The 17612-nt window shown below is 76.5% G+C and carries 16 protein-coding genes; 7 read left to right on the top strand and 9 right to left on the bottom strand.

From position 1 onward, the window contains the following. The first annotated feature begins 76 nt into the window (after positions 1-76). Positions 77-691, top strand: coding sequence for a pyridoxamine 5'-phosphate oxidase family protein (locus ACPCUX_RS15790; protein ID WP_423389137.1), 615 nt, complete (start codon positions 77-79; stop codon positions 689-691). Here ACPCUX_RS15790 and ACPCUX_RS15785 read toward each other — a convergent pair. The 4 genes from ACPCUX_RS15785 to ACPCUX_RS15770 all read right to left on the bottom strand — a co-directional run bounded on the left by ACPCUX_RS15785 (position 660) and on the right by ACPCUX_RS15770 (position 4246). Further along, complete coding sequence (locus ACPCUX_RS15785; protein ID WP_423389136.1) at positions 660-1991, bottom strand: serpin family protein; 1332 nt, start codon at positions 1989-1991, stop codon at positions 660-662. The genes ACPCUX_RS15790 and ACPCUX_RS15785 overlap by 32 nt on opposite strands. Before the next feature lie 115 nt (positions 1992-2106). Then, positions 2107-2964: a ferredoxin reductase gene (locus ACPCUX_RS15780; RefSeq protein ID WP_085387059.1), complete on the bottom strand. Its 858-nt coding sequence runs from the start codon at positions 2962-2964 to the stop codon at positions 2107-2109. Next, positions 2957-3556, bottom strand: a complete 600-nt coding sequence (locus tag ACPCUX_RS15775; RefSeq protein ID WP_034654951.1) for a sulfite oxidase-like oxidoreductase — start codon at positions 3554-3556, stop codon at positions 2957-2959. Before ACPCUX_RS15775 ends, ACPCUX_RS15780 begins: the two co-directional genes overlap by 8 nt. A 39-nt stretch (positions 3557-3595) precedes the next feature. Then, positions 3596-4246, bottom strand: coding sequence for a TetR/AcrR family transcriptional regulator (locus ACPCUX_RS15770; protein ID WP_232322674.1), 651 nt, complete (start codon positions 4244-4246; stop codon positions 3596-3598). 153 nt (positions 4247-4399) lie between these two features. On the opposite strand from ACPCUX_RS15770, the gene ACPCUX_RS15765 reads away from it, so the two are divergent. Together ACPCUX_RS15765 and ACPCUX_RS15760 are read left to right on the top strand one after the other, a co-directional pair. Beyond that, the gene (locus tag ACPCUX_RS15765; protein WP_423389135.1) at positions 4400-5704 is read left to right on the top strand and encodes a glycosyltransferase; all 1305 of its coding nucleotides are present in this window, start codon (positions 4400-4402) and stop codon (positions 5702-5704) included. A gap of 20 nt (positions 5705-5724) precedes the next feature. Beyond that, positions 5725-6267, top strand: a complete 543-nt coding sequence (locus ACPCUX_RS15760; RefSeq protein ID WP_171468559.1) for a DapH/DapD/GlmU-related protein — start codon at positions 5725-5727, stop codon at positions 6265-6267. Positions 6268-6279: 12 nt separating this feature from the next. On the opposite strand, the gene ACPCUX_RS15755 is transcribed toward ACPCUX_RS15760, so the two are convergent. The 4 genes from ACPCUX_RS15755 to ACPCUX_RS15740 all read right to left on the bottom strand — a co-directional run bounded on the left by ACPCUX_RS15755 (position 6280) and on the right by ACPCUX_RS15740 (position 9310). Beyond that, on the bottom strand, positions 6280-7722 hold the full coding sequence (locus ACPCUX_RS15755; protein WP_137281271.1) for an L-serine ammonia-lyase: 1443 nt from the start codon (positions 7720-7722) through the stop codon (positions 6280-6282). A 57-nt stretch (positions 7723-7779) separates the two neighbouring features. Further along, positions 7780-8418 carry a DNA-3-methyladenine glycosylase I gene (locus ACPCUX_RS15750; RefSeq protein WP_423389134.1) on the bottom strand — a complete coding sequence of 213 codons (639 nt, stop codon included), beginning with the start codon at positions 8416-8418 and terminating at the stop codon, positions 7780-7782. Between the two features lie 86 nt (positions 8419-8504). Continuing rightward, positions 8505-8861, bottom strand: a complete 357-nt coding sequence (locus ACPCUX_RS15745; protein ID WP_423389133.1) for a winged helix-turn-helix domain-containing protein — start codon at positions 8859-8861, stop codon at positions 8505-8507. Further along, complete coding sequence (locus ACPCUX_RS15740) at positions 8858-9310, bottom strand: hypothetical protein (RefSeq protein WP_186381187.1); 453 nt, start codon at positions 9308-9310, stop codon at positions 8858-8860. Before ACPCUX_RS15740 ends, ACPCUX_RS15745 begins: the two co-directional genes overlap by 4 nt. Before the next feature lie 160 nt (positions 9311-9470). On the opposite strand from ACPCUX_RS15740, the gene ACPCUX_RS15735 reads away from it, so the two are divergent. The 3 genes from ACPCUX_RS15735 (at position 9471) to ACPCUX_RS15725 (ending at position 13409) form a co-directional block, all read left to right on the top strand. Next, a complete protein-coding gene (locus tag ACPCUX_RS15735; RefSeq protein WP_423389132.1) occupies positions 9471-10919 on the top strand; it encodes an ATP-binding protein in 1449 nt (482 codons plus the stop codon). A gap of 19 nt (positions 10920-10938) precedes the next feature. Continuing rightward, the gene (locus ACPCUX_RS15730) at positions 10939-12657 is read left to right on the top strand and encodes a tetratricopeptide repeat protein (RefSeq protein WP_423389131.1); all 1719 of its coding nucleotides are present in this window, start codon (positions 10939-10941) and stop codon (positions 12655-12657) included. Positions 12658-12728: 71 nt separating this feature from the next. Continuing rightward, entirely contained in the window at positions 12729-13409 is a 681-nt protein-coding gene (locus ACPCUX_RS15725) for a hypothetical protein (RefSeq protein WP_137281267.1), read from the top strand. A 134-nt stretch (positions 13410-13543) separates the two neighbouring features. On the opposite strand, the gene ACPCUX_RS15720 is transcribed toward ACPCUX_RS15725, so the two are convergent. Further along, positions 13544-15805, bottom strand: a complete 2262-nt coding sequence (locus ACPCUX_RS15720) for a hypothetical protein (protein WP_423389130.1) — start codon at positions 15803-15805, stop codon at positions 13544-13546. A gap of 612 nt (positions 15806-16417) precedes the next feature. Between ACPCUX_RS15720 and ACPCUX_RS15715 the strand changes: the two genes are divergently transcribed. Beyond that, a complete protein-coding gene (locus ACPCUX_RS15715) occupies positions 16418-17398 on the top strand; it encodes a hypothetical protein (protein WP_423389129.1) in 981 nt (326 codons plus the stop codon). Positions 17399-17612: the final 214 nt, after the last annotated feature.

Here is a 17612-nt window from a genome sequence, read left to right as displayed (position 1 = left end):
GGTCCCCTGCTGGCGCCACCGATGAGTCCGGGCGCGCTCGTCGGTCCCAGGGGCAGGACCGACGAGAGGGATCTCCATGACCACCGCCGACCAGCCGGCCGCCCGACCCGGCGCCCGACCCGCCGCCCCCGACGCACCGGAGGGCACCCTCGTCCCCGGCTTCAGCTCTCCCGGCGCGCGCCCCGTCCCGTGGGAGACGGTGCGCGGCGCGCTCGAACGGGCCGAGATCTCGTGGATCTCGACCGTGCGGCCCGACGGGCGCCCGCACGTCACGCCGCTCATGACGGTGGTCGCCGACGGCCGCCTCCACGTGACCACCGGGCCCGACGAGCGCAAGGCCCGCAACCTGGCCCAGAACGCGCGCGTCGTCCTCACGACCGGGACGAACGCCTACGAGGACGCGCTCGACGTCGTCGTCGAGGGCACCGCCGCGCGTGTCACCGACGCCGCCGCGCTGCACCGCCTCGCCGAGCGGTGGCGCTGCAAGTACGGCGACGACTGGACGTTCGACGTCGGGGACGGCGTTTTCCTCCACGACGGCGACCCGGCGCTCGTCTTCGCCGTGCGGCCCGAGGTCGTGTTCGCGTACGAGCGCACGTCCGAGCACGCGGCGATGCGGTGGCGGTTCGACGCGAGCGACGGCCGGGCGGTGCACGCCGTCAGTGGCGAGGATCCCGGATCGCCGCGGTGAAGAGCGGCCAGCCGGTGTCGTCGGCGGACACCGAGAAGACGTAGGGCCGGTCCACGCGGAAGGAGATGCTCTCCGCCACGCCAGACGCTGCGTCCTCGGCCACACCGATCTCGGTGACGGCCGCCGCGACGGTGCCCTCGGCGTCGACCTGGAGGAGCGCCTGCTGCCACGCCTGCGAGACGTAGAGCTTGTCGTCGCTGATGCCGCGGAGGTTCGGCGGCGTGACCGAGTCGAGGAGCCCGCCCAGCCCGGCGGCGGAGAGCGCGGGCCGGAAGTCCAGCGGGTCGTCGGCGGGGACGTCGAGCGTCGGCAGGGTCAGCGCGACCGTCTGCCCGGGTGCCGCGTCCAGCGCCTCCCGCAGCGCGAGGAGCTGCTCCGGCGCGACGGACGCCGGATCGACTCCCTCGGGCGGCAGCACGACGTCGGCGTGGAACCCCTCGACGTACGGCAGCCGGACCGCGCGCCACCCGTCGTCCTCGGCGTACGCCCACGTCTCCGTGAGCCGCAGCGACTCCACGTCCACCGTGTCGCCGCCCCGGAGCGTGAAGGGCGACGGCGCCGTGTCGCTCACGTCGAACGGTGCCTTCCACCGGGCGGCGAACAGGACCGCGTTCTGGAGCACGAGGCGCAGGTAGATGTCGGGCTCGATGGCGCTCTCCTCGATCAGCCCGCCCGTGTGGAACCGGAGCCACTCGCTGAGCGGCACGATGCCCGACGACGTCCCGAGGTCCGTGTGCAGCACCCCGGCGCCGTACCCGGCCGCGAGCGACTCGAGGTAGGGCTCGTGGACCTCGGCCTCGTCGTCGAGCACGATCTGGTTCGCGACGTGCACGAGCGGCTTCTCCGGCAGATCGTCCGCCCGGACCTGCGCCGGGTCGCCGTCGTAGGCCTCGAGCGACGCGAGGAGGGCGTTGACCGCGTCCGTCCGCTCCTGGCCGGACGCGCCGAGCGCGTCGTCGAGGGCGAGCGCTATGTCGCCCCGCGCGCCCTCGGCCAGCATCGAGAGCGCGACCACGGCGCTCGCGGGCGACACCACCACGTTCCCCTCGGGCGGTGCCGCGGCGAGCATCGTCAGGCCGAGCCGCTCGGTCGCGTCGACCACGCGCGGCGTGGCACCGGCGTCGGCCACGCGCACGACGTCCCGCGCGGTGTCGGCGGTGGCGACGGGCAGGCCCGGGCCCGCCGGCGCGCCGCCTGCGCACGCCGTGAGCGCGGCCAGCGCCGCCGTCGTCGCCAGGGCGGTCAGCGTGCGCCGCGGCGGGTTCGGCTCCCGGTGCGGTCCTGCGGTCGTCGTCGTCATCGATCCCCCCCGGCCGTCGGGGGCGGCGCGCTCGCCGCCCTCTCTCCGACTGTGTCGGCGGGAGCGCGGTCCTTGCGCAGCGGTACCGCTGCGGCTCTGACGCGCTCCGCCCCGGTCAGTCGACCGCGGGCCCGAAGCGCTCGGTCTTGATCCGCGCCGGGTCGTGGCCGAGCGCCACGAGCTGCCGTGCGACGGCCTCGACGAACCCCGTCGGCCCGCACACGAAGCACGCGGGCTCGATCTCGGGCGGCCAGCCCCACCCGGCGAGCTCACGCCGCTCGACGCGGCCGGGCCCGCGCATCGAGCCGAGTGGGGTCGAACGGGTGTGGACCACGTGGACGTCGAGCCCGTCGTGCGCGGCGGCGAGGCGGTCGAGGTCCTCGACGTACAGCGCGTCCTCGGGGCGGCGCACCGAGTACACGAGCCGGAACGGCGTGCGGTCGCCGGCGTCGCGCCGGGTGCGGAGCATCGCCATGAGCGGGACGAGGCCCGAGCCGCCGGCCGCGAGCAGCACGGGCGTCCCGGCGTCGCGCTCCGGCGACCAGACGAACCACCCGCCGACGGGCCCGCGCAGCTCGATCGCGTCGCCCACCGCGAACACGTCGGTGAGGTAGGTCGAGACCTCGCCGCCGGGGACCCGCTGGACGGTGACCTCGACGCGCGCGGGGGCGACGCCGTCGGGCGCCGCGCCGTGCGGGACGGCGGGCGGGTCGCCCGGGGAGGGGTCGTCGTCGGGCAGGGGGGTGCGCGTCGCGGCGCTGCCGATCGAGTAGCTGCGCTCGGCGGTGTAGCCGTCGGGCGCGGTGAGGCGCAGGTCGACGTGCTGGCCGGCGAGGTGGCCGGGCCACGCGGGGACCTCGAGGACGAGCGTCCGCGCGGACGGGCTCTCGGCCCACGCGTCGACGAGCGTCGCGACCTGCCAGCGCGACGGCGTCGCGTACCGCGCGCCGAGGCGGACAGGCGCCTCAGTCACCCTGGTACCTCTGCTCGCGCCACGGGTCGCCGAGGTCGTGGTAGCCGAGCCGCTCCCAGAAGCCCTGCCGGTCCATGGGCATGAGGGTGATGCTGTTGACCCACTTCGCCGACTTCCAGAAGTACAGGTGCGGCACGAGGAGCCGCGCGGGGCCGCCGTGCACGGGGTGCAGCGGGGCGCCGTCGAACGTGTGCACGACCCACGCCTTGCCGCCGAGCAGCTCGGCGACCGGGAGGTTCGTCGTGTAGCCGCCGTAGCAGCCGACCATCGCGAAGTCGGCCGTGGACTCGACCTCGCCGAGGAGCGTGTCGAGCGAGACGCCGCGCCAGGACGTGCCGAACTTCGACCAGCGGGTGACGCAGTGGATGTCGACGGTCGGCTCGTCCTGGGGGAGCGCCAGGAGCTCGGCCCACGACCAGGAGCGGGTCGCGCCGGTCTCGGTGGTGACGTCGAAGCGCCAGGTCGCGGTGTCGACGCGCGGTGTGGGCCCTGCCGAGAGCACGGGGAACCCGGTCTCGACGTACTGGCCCGGCGGGAGCGCCACGCCCTGCGGGCGTGGCCGGCCCTGGAAGCCGGGGGTGAGGGTGCTCATGGCTCACGGTAGGCGCGGCCCGCCAGGCCGCGCCAGGGGTCAGGCGTCCGCGTCGCCTGGCGGCGGTGCGGCGACGAGTCGCACGACGGCGTCGCGCAGCCACGCGCGGTACCGCTCGCGCGACCAGCCCGCACCGGCCGCGAAGTGCGTCCAGCCCTCCGGCGCGAGGAGGTAGGACAGGGTCTCGGCGGCCTCGTCCCGCGGCGCGCGCAGCCGGAACCCGTGGTCCGCGAGCACGTCGACGCTCGCGCGCAGGTCCGCGCGACGGCGGTCGAGGAGCGCCGCGAGCTCGACGGCGACGGCCTCGTCGGAGCGGGCCGCCGACGTGAACGCCGACCACAGGGCCGCGACGCGTTCGTTCGCCGCCGCCACGAGCGCGACGAGCCCGTCGAGGAAGGCCTCGGGGTCGGTGGTCCCGGCGACGGCGCGGCCCTCGGGCCGAGCGGCGAGCGACTCCTGACCCTCGGACCCCGCGAACGTCACCTCGAAGGCCGCGAGGAGCAGGGCGCGCTTGGGCCCGTGCGCCTTGACGGTCTCGAGCGACACGCCCGCCCGCTCGGCGACGCGCGCGAGGGTCGTGCGCTCGTAGCCGCGCTCGGCGAGCTCCTCGGCCGCCGCGCGCACGACGCGCTCGCGGGTGCGCGCGGCCTGCTCGGCGCGGAGGTCGGACGTGTAGGCGCGGGGGACCACTATTGACTACCCCTCTAGGGTGATGAATACTCCTAACGGTTACCGATCTTCTCACACGCCGCCTCCCCCTCGGCGTCCTCGCGCGGACGGCCCGGTCCCCGCGCCCTTCCCGTCCGACCGGCGCGTCCCGCGCCGCCCGAGAGAGGCACACCGATGGCCACCGTCCTGCTCTGCTCCACCCCCGTGCACGCTCACGTCACCCCGCTGCTCGCGGTCACGCGCGCGCTCGTCGCGCACGGCCACGAGGTCCGGTTTCTCACCGGCGCACGCTTCGCCGCGGCCGTGGAGGCGGCCGGCGCCGAGCACGTGCCGCTGCCCGCCGCCGCCGACTTCGACGACCGCGACCTCGCGGCCGCCTTCCCGGGCCGCGCGGGCCGCACCGGTCTCGACGCGATCCGGCACGACATGCTCGAGATCTTCGTCCGGCCGGGCGCCGCGCAGCACCGCGCCGTCGTCGACGCCCTCGCCGCGCGCCCGGCCGACGTCGTTCTCGTCGAGCCCCTGTTCCTCGGCGCGATGGCGCTCGTCGCCACCCCGGCCGACCGGCGCCCTCCCGTGCTCGCGCTGGGCATCTTCCCGCTCGGGCTGAAGAGCGACCTCACCGCACCGTTCGGCCTCGGCGTGCTGCCCGCGCGCGGGCCGCTCGGGGTGCTGCGCAACCGAGCGCTGCACCGGTTCGTCGAGGGGGTCGCGTTCGCCGCGCCGCAGCGCGCCGCGCAGGAGATGGTGCGCGCGACCGGCGCCACCCCCAGCGACACCTTCTTCCTGGGCTGGCCCGCCGACGCGGACGCCGTCGTGCAGCTCACCGTCCCCGAGCTCGAGTACCCGCGGCCCGACGTCGTCACGCCCGTCCGGTTCGTCGGCCCGCCGCGACCCGCCGCCGCGCACGGCGACCTCCCCGCCTGGTGGGACGACCTCGGCACGCGCCGCCCCGTCGTCCACGTCACGCAGGGCACGGTCGCGAACGAGGACCCGCACCAGCTCCTCGTCCCGACCCTGCGCGCGCTCGCGGACGAGGACGTGCTCGTCGTCGCCGCCACCGGCGGGCGGCCCGTCGAGACGCTCGGCACGCTGCCCGCCAACGCGCGCGCCGCCGAGTACCTCCCGTACGACGCGCTGCTCCCGCGCACGTCGGTCCTCGTGACGAACGGCGGCTACGGCGGCGTGCACCACGCGCTGCGGCACGGCGTGCCCGTCGTCGTCGCCGGGAAGACGGAGGACAAGGCGGAGGTCGCGGCCCGCGTCGCGTGGACCGGGACGGGCGAACGGCTGCGGACCAGCACGCCGCGACCCGCCCAGATACGACGCGCGGTGCGCCGCCTGCTCGACGACCCCGCGTACACCCGGGCCGCCGCGCGCCTCGGCGAGCGCATCGCCGTCGCGCCGGGGGAGGACGGCGTCGTCGCGGTCGTGGAGGAGGTCGTCGCCCGGCGCGCCGCACCCCGTGCCGCACGCTGACGGGGGAGGAGGATCGGGGGATGCCCAGCGACCTGCTCATGCGCATCCACGGTCCCGAGTTCCGCGCCATGTCCGAGCGCGTGCTGGAGGCGACCGCGCTCACCTCGCGGCTCAACGTGCTCCCGTTCGACGACGAGGACGGCAAGGCGCGGCTCCTCGAGCAGATCCTCGGGCGACCGCTGCCCCCGCGCACGACGATCTACCCGCCGTTCTTCACCGACCACGGTCTGCACCTCGACCTCGGTGAGCGGGTCTTCGTCAACCAGAACTGCACGTTCCTCGACTACGCCGGCATCCGGCTCGCCGACGGTGTGCTGGTCGCGCCGCGGGTCACGTTCATCACCGTCGGGCACCCCGTCGACACCGACGACCGCAAGGTCTGGCTCACCGGCGGCCCGATCGACGTCCACGAGAACGTGTGGATCGGCGCGGGCGCGACCATCCTGCCCGGCGTGGCCATCGGTCGCGACGCCGTCGTCGCCGCGGGCGCCGTCGTCACCGACGACGTCCCGCCGCGCAGCCTCGTGACCGGGCCGCGGGCGGACGTCCGCCGCACCTGGTGAGGGGCCGCCGGCTCAGCACTCGACGACGTTGACCGCAAGGCCACCCGTCGAGGTCTCCTTGTACTTGGTCGACATGTCGACGCCCGTCTGGCGCATGGTCTCGATGACGGTGTCCAGCGAGACGACGTGCGAGCCGTCGCCCTGGAGCGCGAGGCGCGCGGCGGAGACGGCGGTGCACGCGGCGATGGCGTTGCGCTCGATGCACGGGACCTGGACGAGCCCCCCGACGGGGTCGCACGTGAGGCCGAGGTTGTGCTCCATCGCGATCTCAGCGGCGTTCTCGACCTGGGCGGGCGTGCCGCCGAGCACCGCGCAGACGGCGCCGGCGGCCATGGAGCAGGCCGACCCGACCTCGCCCTGGCACCCGGCCTCCGCGCCGGAGATGGACGCGTTGCGCTTGTACAGCGCGCCGATGGCGGCGGCGGTGAGCAGGTACGTGCGCATCGCCCGACGACGGCGGGCCGGGTCGGCGGCGACGTCCGGGTGCGTGCGCAGGAAGTGCCGCCCGACGGCCGGGATGATCCCGGCCGCGCCGTTCGTCGGGGCGGTCACGACGCGCCGCCCGTCGGCGTTCTCCTCGTTGACGGCCATCGCGAAGGCCTGGAGCCACTCGATCGTCGTGTCGGCGCCGCGCTCGTCGGCCAGCTCGAGGCGCTCGCGCTGCGCGCGGGCCCGACGCCGGACCTTGAGCCGCCCGGGCAGGACGCCGTCGCGCTCCAGCCCGGCGTCGACGCACGCGCTCATCGTGTCCCAGATGCGGTCGACGCCCGCCTCGACCTCGGCGACCGGGCGCAGGGCGGTCTCGTTGGCCCACGCGACCGCGGCGATGGACGTCCGCTCGCGCTCGCACACCGCGAGGAGCTCGGCCGCGTTGGCGAACGGGAACGGCACGCCGGCCGGCTCGGTCCGCGGGTCGATCGCCTCGCCCGCGAGCTCGGCCCCGACCTGGGCGGCCTCGTTCGCGGCCGCTGCCTCGAGCTCGGCCGCGGTGAGGACGAACCCGCCGCCGACGGAGTAGTACGCCTCCTCGGCGACCGTCGTGCCGTCGGCGTCGAGCGCGGTGAAGCGCATCCCGTTGGGGTGACCGGGCATGCGCGTCAGCGGCGCGAGGCGCACGTCGTCGCTGGTCATGGTGATGCGGTGGCGGCCCAGGAGCGTGACGGGCGCGCCGTCGCCGAGCTTCTCCCACGACCCGGGCACGCGCGCCGGGTCGCACGTCTCGGGGTCGAGGCCGAGCAGCCCCGCGACGACGGCGTCCGGCGTCCCGTGGCCGACGCCCGTCGCGCCGAGCGAGCCGCACAGCACGACCCGCAGCCCGGCCACGGTGCCGAGCGTGTCGTCCGCGGCCAGGGTCGTGACGAACGCCTTCGCCGCGCGCATCGGCCCGACGGTGTGCGAGCTCGACGGGCCGACGCCGACGGAGAACAGGTCGAGGACCGAGACGTAGGCGCTCATGCCCACCATGGTCGCACCTCGTCCACGATGCGGGCGGATTTTGCTATAGCGGATCGGTCACGACCGTGCGGAGGCGGACCGGCCCAGCACGACGGGGCACGTCGCGAGGTGGTCGTCCACGAGGCCGCACGCCTGCATGGCCGCGTACGCCGTCGTGGGCCCGACGAACCGGAAGCCGTGCTTCTTGAGCGCCTTCGACAGGGCGACCGACTCCGGGCTCGTGCTCGGGACGTCGCCCCACGTGGCGGGCCGGCCGGAGCGCGCGGGCGGCGCGAACGACCACACCAGCTCGTCGAGCGAGCCGCCGCCGGCCTGCAGCGCGAGGAGCGCCCGCGCGTTGTCGATCGTCGCCGTGATCTTCTGGCGGTTGCGGATGATGCGGGCGTCCGCCAGGAGCCGCTCGACGTCGGGCTCGTCGAACGCCGCGACCGCCGCGGGCTCGAACCCCGCGAACACCTCGCGGAAGGCCGGTCGCTTCCGCAGCACCGTGATCCAGGACAGCCCGGACTGGAAGCCCTCGAGGACCAGGCGCTCGAACAGCGCGGTGTCCCCGTGCACCGGCACCCCCCACTCGGTGTCGTGGTACTCCTCGTAGAGCGGGTCGCCGTCGCCGAAGCAGCGGGCGCCGGGGCGCGGCGCGGGCGGCGCGTCGTCGGGCACGGCGAGCGGGGTGGACGCGTCGTTCTCGGTCGTCATGCGCCCCACTCTGCCGCTTCCCGCCGACAGTCACGCGGCCCCTGTGGACGGCGCGCGTCCGGACGCGCGCGCCGAGGATCCTGTGGTCAGGCGTCGGCCGGGGGCAGCGCGACCTCCGCGATCGCGCGCAGCGCGTCGAGGTGCGCGCGCAGGGCGGCGGCGCCGGTGGGCGTGAGGCGCACCCAGGTGCGCGTGCGTCGTCCGGCGCGCTCCTTGCTGATCTCGACGTACTCGGCGTCCTCGAGCACCGTGAGCTGCTTCGACAGGGTCGAGTCGGACAGCTCGATGGTGTCGCGCAGGGTTCGGAAGTCCGCCTTCTCGACGCCCGAGAGCGCGGCGACGACGGAGAGGCGCACGGGGGAGTGGATCACCTCGTCGAGCGTGTGGCGCGGGTGGTGGTCGACGGCGGAGCCGTCACCCGCCGGGGGACGGTGCGTGGTCACGCCGTCACCGCCGCGTCCCGCGGGGCGGGCCGCCACGCCGCGACGAGCAGCGGGACGGCGCTCACGAGCGCCGCGGGCACCCAGTACGCCACGGAGCCGGGCCACACCACCAGCCCGGCGACGAGCACGGCACCGTAGACCACGGCCCAGGACACGGCGCCGACGGCGATCCGGCGTCGCGTGCCGACGGCCAGGGCACCCTGCCGCCCCGCCCACGTGGCGCCGACGGTGACGATCGCGACCCAGGCCGCCATGCCGACGACGAAGCCGACGCGGCCGCCGAGCCCGATCGCGAGCACCAGCCCGACGCTCGCGACGGCCCAACCCGTCAGGTAGAGCCGGACCCACCGCCACCCGCGCGCCCGGGTGGCGCCGGCGAGGCGGTCGGCACGGTCGAGAGCGGCTGCCGCGTCGAGGGGTGCGGTGCGGGTCGTGTCGTCGGTGCTCATGGATGCCATCGAAGCATCTACTTTCCATCATGGCAAGTGGTTTCCATGGGGACCTCTCCCTATCGTGCGCGTCACCGGTCCCGTGCACACTGGTCCCGGCCGTGCCCCGCCCCGGGCCGCACGACGCCGTCGTCCCGAACGCCGTCCCCGAGGAGCACCCATGTCCGACGCCCTGGCCGCGCTCGCCGCCGCCGTCGCGGCAGCGCCCACGAGCGCGCCCCTGCGCGTGCACTACGCGAGCCTCCTGCTCGCCGCGGGGCGTCCCGTCGAGGCGCTCGAGCAGGCGAGCGCCGGGCTGCGGATCGACCCCGCCGACGGCGAGGCGCTGCGGCTCGTGCAGGAGGCGGCCGCGTCCGCCGCGGCGGCGTCGCGACCGGCGGGCGCCGCGCCCGGGCAGGCGCCGGGCGACCCCGCGCCGTCCGGCGACCCTGCGCCGTCCGGCGACCCTGCGCCGTCCGACCACCCGGCGCCGCCGGACCACCCAGGGCAGGGCGCTCCCGCCGGGCCGGGGAGCCCGGCGTCGGGCATCGACTGGGACCGGCTGGAGGACGAGCTCGACGTGCGCGTCCCGCCACCCTTCGTCGAGGAGCCTGCGGTCGGCACCCCGGGCCCCGCTCCCGCGGACCCGAGCCCAGCACCCGGGCAGGGCCACGCCGACCCGGCGCCCGGGGGCGGGCAGCCGTTCCTCGTGCCCGCGCGCGACGACGCCCCCGACGACGGGTCGGGCCTGCTCGAGGTCTCGCGCGAGACGGTGACGCTGGCGGACGTCGGCGGACTGGAGCCGGTGAAGAAGCGCATCCGCGAGGCGTTCCTGGAGCCGATGCGCAACCAGGCCATCGCGCAGGCGTTCGGCAAGTCGCTGCGCGGCGGCCTGCTGCTCTACGGGCCGCCCGGCACCGGCAAGACGTACATGGCGCGCGCGGTCGCGGGCGAGCTCGGCGCGCGGTTCCTCACGGTGACGCTCGCGGACATCCTCGACAAGTACATCGGGGAGAGCGAGCAGAACCTCCACGCCCTGTTCCAGCGGGCGCGGCAGCTCGCGCCGGCCGTCCTGTTCCTCGACGAGGTCGACGCGATCGGCGGCAGGCGCGCGCAGTACTCCGGCTCGTCGGGCATGCGGACGGTCGTCAACCAGCTCCTCCAGGAGATGGACGGCATCGGCTCCGACAACGACGGCCTGTTCGTGCTCGGCGCGACCAATCACCCGTGGGACGTCGACACCGCGCTCCTGCGCCCGGGCCGGTTCGACCGCGTCGTGCTCGTCCTGCCGCCCGACGAGCCCGCGCGCGAGGCCATCCTGCGCCACCACCTCGCGGGGCGGCCCGTCGCCGGGATCGACCTGGGCGCCGTCGTGCGGCGCACCGAAGGGTTCTCCGGCGCGGACCTGGAGCACCTGGCGGCCACGGCAGCCGAGAAGGCGATGATGGACTCGATCGCGTCCGGCCAGGTGCGACCCGTCACGATGGCCGACATGGAGTCGGCGCTCGCGGACGTGCGGCCGTCCACGACGGCGTGGCTCCAGTCCGCGCGCAACGTCGTGACGTTCGCGAACAATGACGGCCGCTACGACGAGCTCGCCGCGTACCTGCGCGCGCGACGCATGCTCTGAGACGGCGAGGCAGCCCACGGTGACCACGACCGTCGACCCGCGCGCCGTCGGCGCGCGCGTCGAGATGCTCGTCCAGATGGGGCGGCCCGAGCGCGCGCTCGACGAGGTCGACGAGGCGCTCGCGGCCGTCCCCGACGACCCGCGGCTCCTCCTCGCCGCCGCGTGGGTGCGGCTGCACCTCCAGCGGTCCGCCGACGCGCTGCCCCTCCTGGAGCAGGTGGTCGCCGCCCAGCCCGCGGCCGACGGCGCGCTCTACCTGCTGTCGGTCGCGCGCCAGAACACCGGTGACGTCCCGGGCGCGCGCGACGCCGCACGCCGCGCGCTCGAGCTCGACCCCGACGACGCGCGCTACCACCTCCAGCTCGCGGACGCCCTCCTCTCGGGGCGCGTGCGCGGCACCGACCGGCGGCTCGCGCGCGAGCGCATCGCCTCGGCGCTCGAGCTCGCCCCCGAGGCCCCGGACCGGCTCGCGCAGGCGGCCCGGCTCTGGTCGCGCCTCGGGGACGACGACCGGGCACGCGCCCTCGTGCGGCAGGGGCTCGCCGTCGCACCGGAGCACGAGGACCTCCTCTACCTCGACGCGGCCCTCGCGCTCGACGCGAGCCGCAGCGCCCAGGGGTACAGCGGCGTCCTCGCCATGAACCCCGAGCACGCCGAGGCCGGGTACCTGCTGCACCTCAGCGTGTGGCAGCAGGTGCTGCGGCTCGTCGAGATGCCGGTCCTGCTCGTCGGGGCGGTCGCGCTCGTCGTCGCCTTCGCGATGAGCGACGCGCACGTGGGCAGCGTGCCGGTCTGGGGGGTCGTCGTGCTCCTGTGGACGGGCGTGACCGCGCTGCGCGTCCTGCCCGTCCTGCTCCAGGTCCCGCGCGGGCTGCTGCGCCGCACCCTGCACCGGACCCCGTTCCGCGGGGGCACCGTCGTGGCGATCGCCGTCGGGTGGGCGGGCGTCCTCGCGGGCCTCGCCCTGCTCTACGTCGTGCGCGACGCCGTCGCCGTCCGCTGGTTCCTCGTCGGGCTCGGGGTCGTGCTCGCCCTGACGACCGTGACCTCGGCGGTGCTGCACGCGGCGATGTTCACGCAGGCGCGCGAGCTCGGGTACCTGCCGCCCGGGACGGCGGGAGCCGCGCGGATCGCGGCCCTGCGCGCGAGCCTGCGGGGCGCCGTCGTGCGCCGTGCCGTCGTCCTCGGGATCGTCGCGGTCGTCGTCGGGAGCATCGGCCCGGGCGCGGTCGCGCGCGAGGACGCGCGCCCCGTGGCGGCGCTGGCCGCGGTGGCGTACGTGCTGCCGCTCGTCGTCGGGACGTGGGCCGCGTGGCGCGTCGCGGCCCGGCAGCGCGCGGTGTCCGACGAGCGCCCGCCCGTGAGCACGGCCGCCGCGGTCCGCGCGGGGCTGGGCGGCGCCGTCCTCGTCCTCGCCACGGTCCTGCTGCTGCTCGCCGAGGCGGCCGCGCTCGCCGCGCTGCCCGTCGCCCCCGACGAGCACGACGCCGACGGCCGCTACGTCCAGGAGGAGCGTGCCCCGCGCGACCCGGGCTCGGCGGTGCAGGAGTGCACCGGGCGCCCCGCCGCGCGCCTCGCGTGCCTCCAGGAGAACGACCGGGTCCGCCAGGAGGAGCTCCAGGAGCGGCTGGGCGACCTCGACGTCCCCACGATCGACGTCCCCACGTTCGACGTGCCGGACCTCCCGGATCTCTCGGATCTCCAGGCGCCGGGCTCCACGGGGCAGCAGACCCCCTGATCCCCGGCACCCCGGGCGGGTGACGAGCCCGCGGCCGTGCGGGTGACCCGGGGCGGTGCGACCGTGGCCGCGTGGCAGGACTCGTGGAGACGCTCTCTCGACCCGTCGGCGCGGCGCTCGCGGCCGTGACCGGCACGGTCGCGCGCGTGCGCGGCGGCCGCCCGATGCACGCGCGCGGGGTGCTCCTCCGCGGCACGCTCGTCGTCGCGGAGGACGAGGCGGGCGCGGCGAGCGTCCCGCAGGGCCGCACGCCCGTCACGGTGCGCGTGTCCCTCGGGGCAGGCCTCCCGCGCGGGCTCCCGGACGTCGTCGGGATCGCCGTGCGCTGGACCGACGACGGCGCGCCCCAGGACGTCCTGTTCGCCTCCTCGGGGAGGGGGCGGCTCACGCGCTTCCTCCTCGTGCCGCGCCGCGCGCTGCTGGGCGGCTGGCTGTCGACGCTCATGCCGCTGCGGTCGCCGCACGGTCCCCGCGTGCTCGCCCTGCGGCCGGACCACGACGCGGCGCGGGTCGTCGGCACGCCGGTGCTCGAGGTGCTGGAGGCGACCCCGCTCGGCGCCTGGCACCGGTTCGGCGCGATCGAGCTGCACGGCCCCGAGACGGGTTCCGCGCACGACGGCGACGACCCCGAGGTCCGTTTCGACCCCACCGGTCACGCGCCGCGCCACCTCGGCACGTACGGCTGGGAGGACGCGCTGCGCGCTCGCGGCTACGCGGCCGCGCGCCGTGGCGGCGGGCCTGCAGCCCGGTAGCGAGAGAAGGGCGGCGACCCCGGAGTCCTGTCCACCGGGACCGCCGCCCGCGAGGGCGGCACCGTCGACGTGAGGCCGCCCCCGAGCCGAGGGCCGGGCGGCGAGGACGCCGCCCGGCCGTGCGCGCCGGTCCGTCAGACCGCCGCGAGCCGACGGCGCAGCCCGAGCCCGACGCCCGCGACGCCCGCGAGCACGGACCCGCCGACCAGCGCCGACATGCCGAGCGACACCCGTCCGACGGGGCTGTTCTCGACGCTGTCCTTGAGCTCCGTCGTGCCGTCGGAGAGGGTGCCCGTGCCGTCCGCGAGCGCGGCCGCGCCGTCGGCGATGCGGGTGCTGCCGTCGTGCAGGTCGGACGCGCCGTCGGCCAGGGTCGTCGTGCCGGCGTGCAGCGTCGCGGAGCCCTCGGCCAGCGCCGCGTTGCCCGCGGCGAGGGTCGTCGCGCCCGTCGAGAGGGTCGTGAGCCCGTTCTGCAGGCGCAGCGTCCCGTCCTCCAGCCGCGTGGTCCCTGCGAACAGGTCGCCCGCGCCGGTGCGCAGCCGCACCGTGCCGGCAGAGAGGTCGCCCGCGCCCGTCGCGGCCTTCGCCGTCCCCGCCTTGAGGTCGGCGGCGCCGGACGCGAGCTCCGACGCGCCTGCGGCGAGCTCGGAGGTCTTGGTGGCGAGCTGGGCGTTGCCGCCCGCGACCCGGGAGGCGCCGTCGGCCAGGCGAGCCGTGCCCTCGGCGAGCGCTGCCGAGGCGGCGGCCGCGTCGGTGTTCCCGGCGGCGAGACGGGCGGCGCCGTCTGCCGACGCCGCGTTCCCGGCGGCCAGGGTCGTCGCGCCGCCCGACACCTTGGCGGCGCCGTCGGCGAGGGCGCGGGTCGCCCCGGCGAGCGAGGCGTTGCCGGCCGAGACCGTGCTCGCACCGGCGGCGAGGGCGTCGGCCCCTCCGGAGAGCTGCGCCGTCCCGGCGGCGAGGCTCTGTGCCCCGCCGGAGACCGCGGCGGCGCCGGAGGCGAGCCCGGCCGCACCCTCCGCGAGCCGCGTCGCGCCCGCGTCCGCCTCCTGGGCGCCGGTGGACACCCGTGCGGCTCCGGTGCTGAGGTCCCGAAGACCCGCCTCGAGCCGGGCCGCGCCCGCTGCGGCGCCGGAGTCGCCCGCGAGCCCGTCGCGCAGGGCGGACGCGCCGGCGACGAGCCCTCCTGCACCGGCGTCGACCCGCGCCGCGCCGTCGCGCACCGAGCCCGCCGCACCCGCGAGCGCGTCGAGCTTCGCCTTGAGGGCCGGGTCGTCGGTCGCCGCGGCCAGCCCCTGGAGCTGTGCGGCGAGGGAGTCCGCGCCCGCGTGGACCTGGTCGGCACCCTCGGCCACCGAACGCGTCCCGTCGGCCAGGCGGACGGCGCCGTCGCGAGCCGTGGACAGACCTGCCGCGAGTCCGGTCGCGCCGTCCCGGAGCTGGGCGGACGCCGCCGCGACCTGCTGCGCGCCCGGCGCAAGGAGCGCCGTGCCGGCCTGCAACGAGCTCGCTCCGGCGGACAGCTGCTCGGCGCCCGCCGCGACCGTCGCCGCGCCCGGCGCGAGCGAGCCGGCGCCCCGGGCGGTGGCGGCGACGCCGTCGCGCAGGGTCGACGCGCCCGCCGAGACGCTGCTCGCCCCGGTCGCGAGATCGCGTGCGCCGGACGCGGCGCCGGTGAGGCCCGTGGTGACCGTCGACGCGCCGTCCGCGACGGTGCTCGCCCCGACGGCGAGCCGTGCCGTGCCGTCGGCGAGGTCGGACGCGCCGCTGGCGAGCGCCGAGGTGCCCTCGGCGAGCAGCCCGGCACCCTGCGCGGCCGTCGCGTTCCCGGCGAAGAGCTCGGCCGCGCCGTCCTTCAGGGTGCCCGCACCCGACGCGATCTGGGACGCGCCGTCGGCGGCACGGGCGTTCCCCGCGGCGAGGCGTGCCGCCCCGGAGTCGAGGTCCTTGCTGCCCGCGGCGAGGCGGGCCGCGCCGCTCGCGGCGTCGCCCGCCCCGGCGGCGAGGCGTGCCGCCCCGGCGTTGAGCTCGTCCGCCCCGGCGGCGAGCTCGGTCGCGCCGTCCAGCGCGGTGGCGCCGCCCGTGGCGAGCTGGGTGGCGCCGTCGGACGCCTTCCGAGCGCCGGCGGAGAGGTCGCCCGCGCCGGCCTCGAGGTCGTCCGCCCCGTCGGCGAGGCGGCGGGCGCCGGCCTGGGCCTCGGTCGTGCCGTCGGCGAGGGTCGCGGCGCCCGCGTCGAGCTCGGCGGCGCCGTCGTCGAGGCGGGTCGCGCCGTCGGCGACCTTGCCGTTGTACACGAGGAGGAACGCGACCAGGCCGGCGACCGCGAGGGCCAGCACGGCGAGCGCGACGGAGGTGAGGACCGTGTGCGTGCGTGACGGTCGGAGAGCGTGCTGCGTCATCTGTCGTCCTTCCTCACGCCCGGCGTCGTCGCGGGGCGGTCGGCACGAGGGGAGAGCTGCGGGAGAGGCGGGTACCGGTCTGCTCGGCGCGGGAGTGCGCCGGTGCGCCCACCACCGTTGGCGGGACGTGGAGTAGCAGGTAGATCCCCAGCGACGCTAGCAACGCCCCGGACACCACGGACAGCGAGTACTAGGTACTTTCGCCGTCACGATTCGGTCACGGGCCCGAAGTATCAGGTACTCCGTGCGCGAGACCGTCGCTCGGAGCAACGGCCGCCCGCCCGGGGCGCCGGAGAGGAGCCCGAGCGCTGCCGTCCGGAGTCGGAGCCGCGCCGCTCATGAGGCGATCTCAGCGCTCATCGGCGAAGGTAGGGCGGTGCTCGACGGCGCGCCCGACGCGCGGGCTCCGGTGCGGCTCGACGGTGACGCTCCGGACGGCTGCTGGGACCGGGGCGGAGCGGGGGTCTGGCAGAAGGGGAAGAGGAACAGCACGGAGCGCAGTACGCCGACCGGCGTGTCGTCCTGCCCGGGCACGGCGCGGAAGACCGACGCCGAGCCCGGGACCACCGTCGACGGCTCCGGAGCCCGTCCGCGAGCAGGTGCGGTGATCCGGTGAGGGCGTCGTCACGCGCGGCGAGGTGGGCCGCCGGCCTGACGACCGCGGTCGTCCCGCTGGCGGTGGCGGGGTGCTCGTTCCAGAGCTCCGAGGAGAGGGCTGCGGAGCAGGTGGTCACCACCTTCTTCGACCGCCTCGTCGACGGCGACGCCACGGGAGCGGGCGAGCTGCTGAGCGATCCGTCGGTCCTCAGCCCGGTCGCGCTCGACGACGCGGTCTACGCCGAGGCGGTGCGCCCCGTCGAGGCCCGCGTCACCTCCGTGACCGGGTCCGGCCCGGAGTCCTCGGTGGACGTCGAGTACCGGCTCGACGGCGAGGAGGAGGCGCGCACGCTCGTGGTCAGCACGGAGACGGTCGGAGGGGAGCCGAGGGTCGCGGTCTGGTCCGACCACGGTCTCCCGGTCGTCCGTCCGGGCGTCCCGGGGGAGATCGTGGTCGAGGGATCGGGCGCGGTCGATCTCGCGACGTCGGGACCGCTGCGGCTGCTTCCCGGCATCTACGACCTCGAGCTCGCCGACGCTCAGGACCTCACCACGATCGATCCCGACGGCGGCGACAGCGAGCCGTTCACGGTGGAGTTCCCCGTGGACATGGACGCGGTCCAACCCCCTTCGGGAGCCGAGCTGCGCTCGGAGATGCTGCACGTCGACCCCGTGCTCCGCGCGGAGGTGGCCACCGAGGCCGAGGCGCGCATCGACGAGCTGCTCGCCTCGTGCACCGCCTCCGGGCTCACGGGCGGCGACTGCCCGCAGAGCGTCGCGGACGGGGTGTTCCGGGGGTACGGAGGGGTGGAGGTGGCGTCCGCCGTCTGGGCCCAGGCGGAGCCGCTCTCCCTCGTGGCCGGCGAGGAGGTGCGCGCGTCCGCCCCGTACACGGTGAGTGCTCGATGGCCGCAGGGCCCGCTGGAGGTCACCGTGAGGGTCGAGGGCACCGTGCTGCGTGACCCGTCCGGCGCCGTCGTCGTCGAGCTCGACTGAGGCTCCCTCCCGCCAAGGGGTCGGTCGAACGGCGGACGGGGGCTTCGCCCGAGCGGTGTACGTGCCGACGGAAGATCGGCCAGGAGAGGGCATCGCCCGGCACCCGGGTCTCCCTAGGTTCGGTGGCGTCATCGTCACCGACCCCGAGGGGGGAGCATGATCGAAGCACGCGGCCTGACCAAGAGGTACGGGCCCAAGACCGCGGTGGACGGCG

Origin of the sequence: Cellulosimicrobium sp. AB352 (genome assembly GCF_049538415.1) — a bacterium.
Lineage (GTDB): Bacteria > Actinomycetota > Actinomycetes > Actinomycetales > Cellulomonadaceae > Cellulosimicrobium > Cellulosimicrobium funkei.
The sequence above is the reverse complement of the archived record's forward strand: the minus strand, read 5'-3'. Positions and strand labels throughout refer to the sequence as shown.

Coding starts and splice junctions, on each gene's coding strand:
- ACPCUX_RS15790 (WP_423389137.1), top strand. CDS start 77: ATGACCACCGCCGACCAGCCGGCCGCCCGACCCGGCGCCCGACCCGCC.
- ACPCUX_RS15785 (WP_423389136.1), bottom strand. CDS start 1,991: ATGACGACGACGACCGCAGGACCGCACCGGGAGCCGAACCCGCCGCGG.
- ACPCUX_RS15775 (WP_034654951.1), bottom strand. CDS start 3,556: ATGAGCACCCTCACCCCCGGCTTCCAGGGCCGGCCACGCCCGCAGGGC.
- ACPCUX_RS15765 (WP_423389135.1), top strand. CDS start 4,400: ATGGCCACCGTCCTGCTCTGCTCCACCCCCGTGCACGCTCACGTCACC.
- ACPCUX_RS15760 (WP_171468559.1), top strand. CDS start 5,725: ATGCCCAGCGACCTGCTCATGCGCATCCACGGTCCCGAGTTCCGCGCC.
- ACPCUX_RS15755 (WP_137281271.1), bottom strand. CDS start 7,722: ATGAGCGCCTACGTCTCGGTCCTCGACCTGTTCTCCGTCGGCGTCGGC.
- ACPCUX_RS15750 (WP_423389134.1), bottom strand. CDS start 8,418: ATGACGACCGAGAACGACGCGTCCACCCCGCTCGCCGTGCCCGACGAC.
- ACPCUX_RS15740 (WP_186381187.1), bottom strand. CDS start 9,310: ATGAGCACCGACGACACGACCCGCACCGCACCCCTCGACGCGGCAGCC.
- ACPCUX_RS15735 (WP_423389132.1), top strand. CDS start 9,471: ATGTCCGACGCCCTGGCCGCGCTCGCCGCCGCCGTCGCGGCAGCGCCC.
- ACPCUX_RS15720 (WP_423389130.1), bottom strand. CDS start 15,805: ATGACGCAGCACGCTCTCCGACCGTCACGCACGCACACGGTCCTCACC.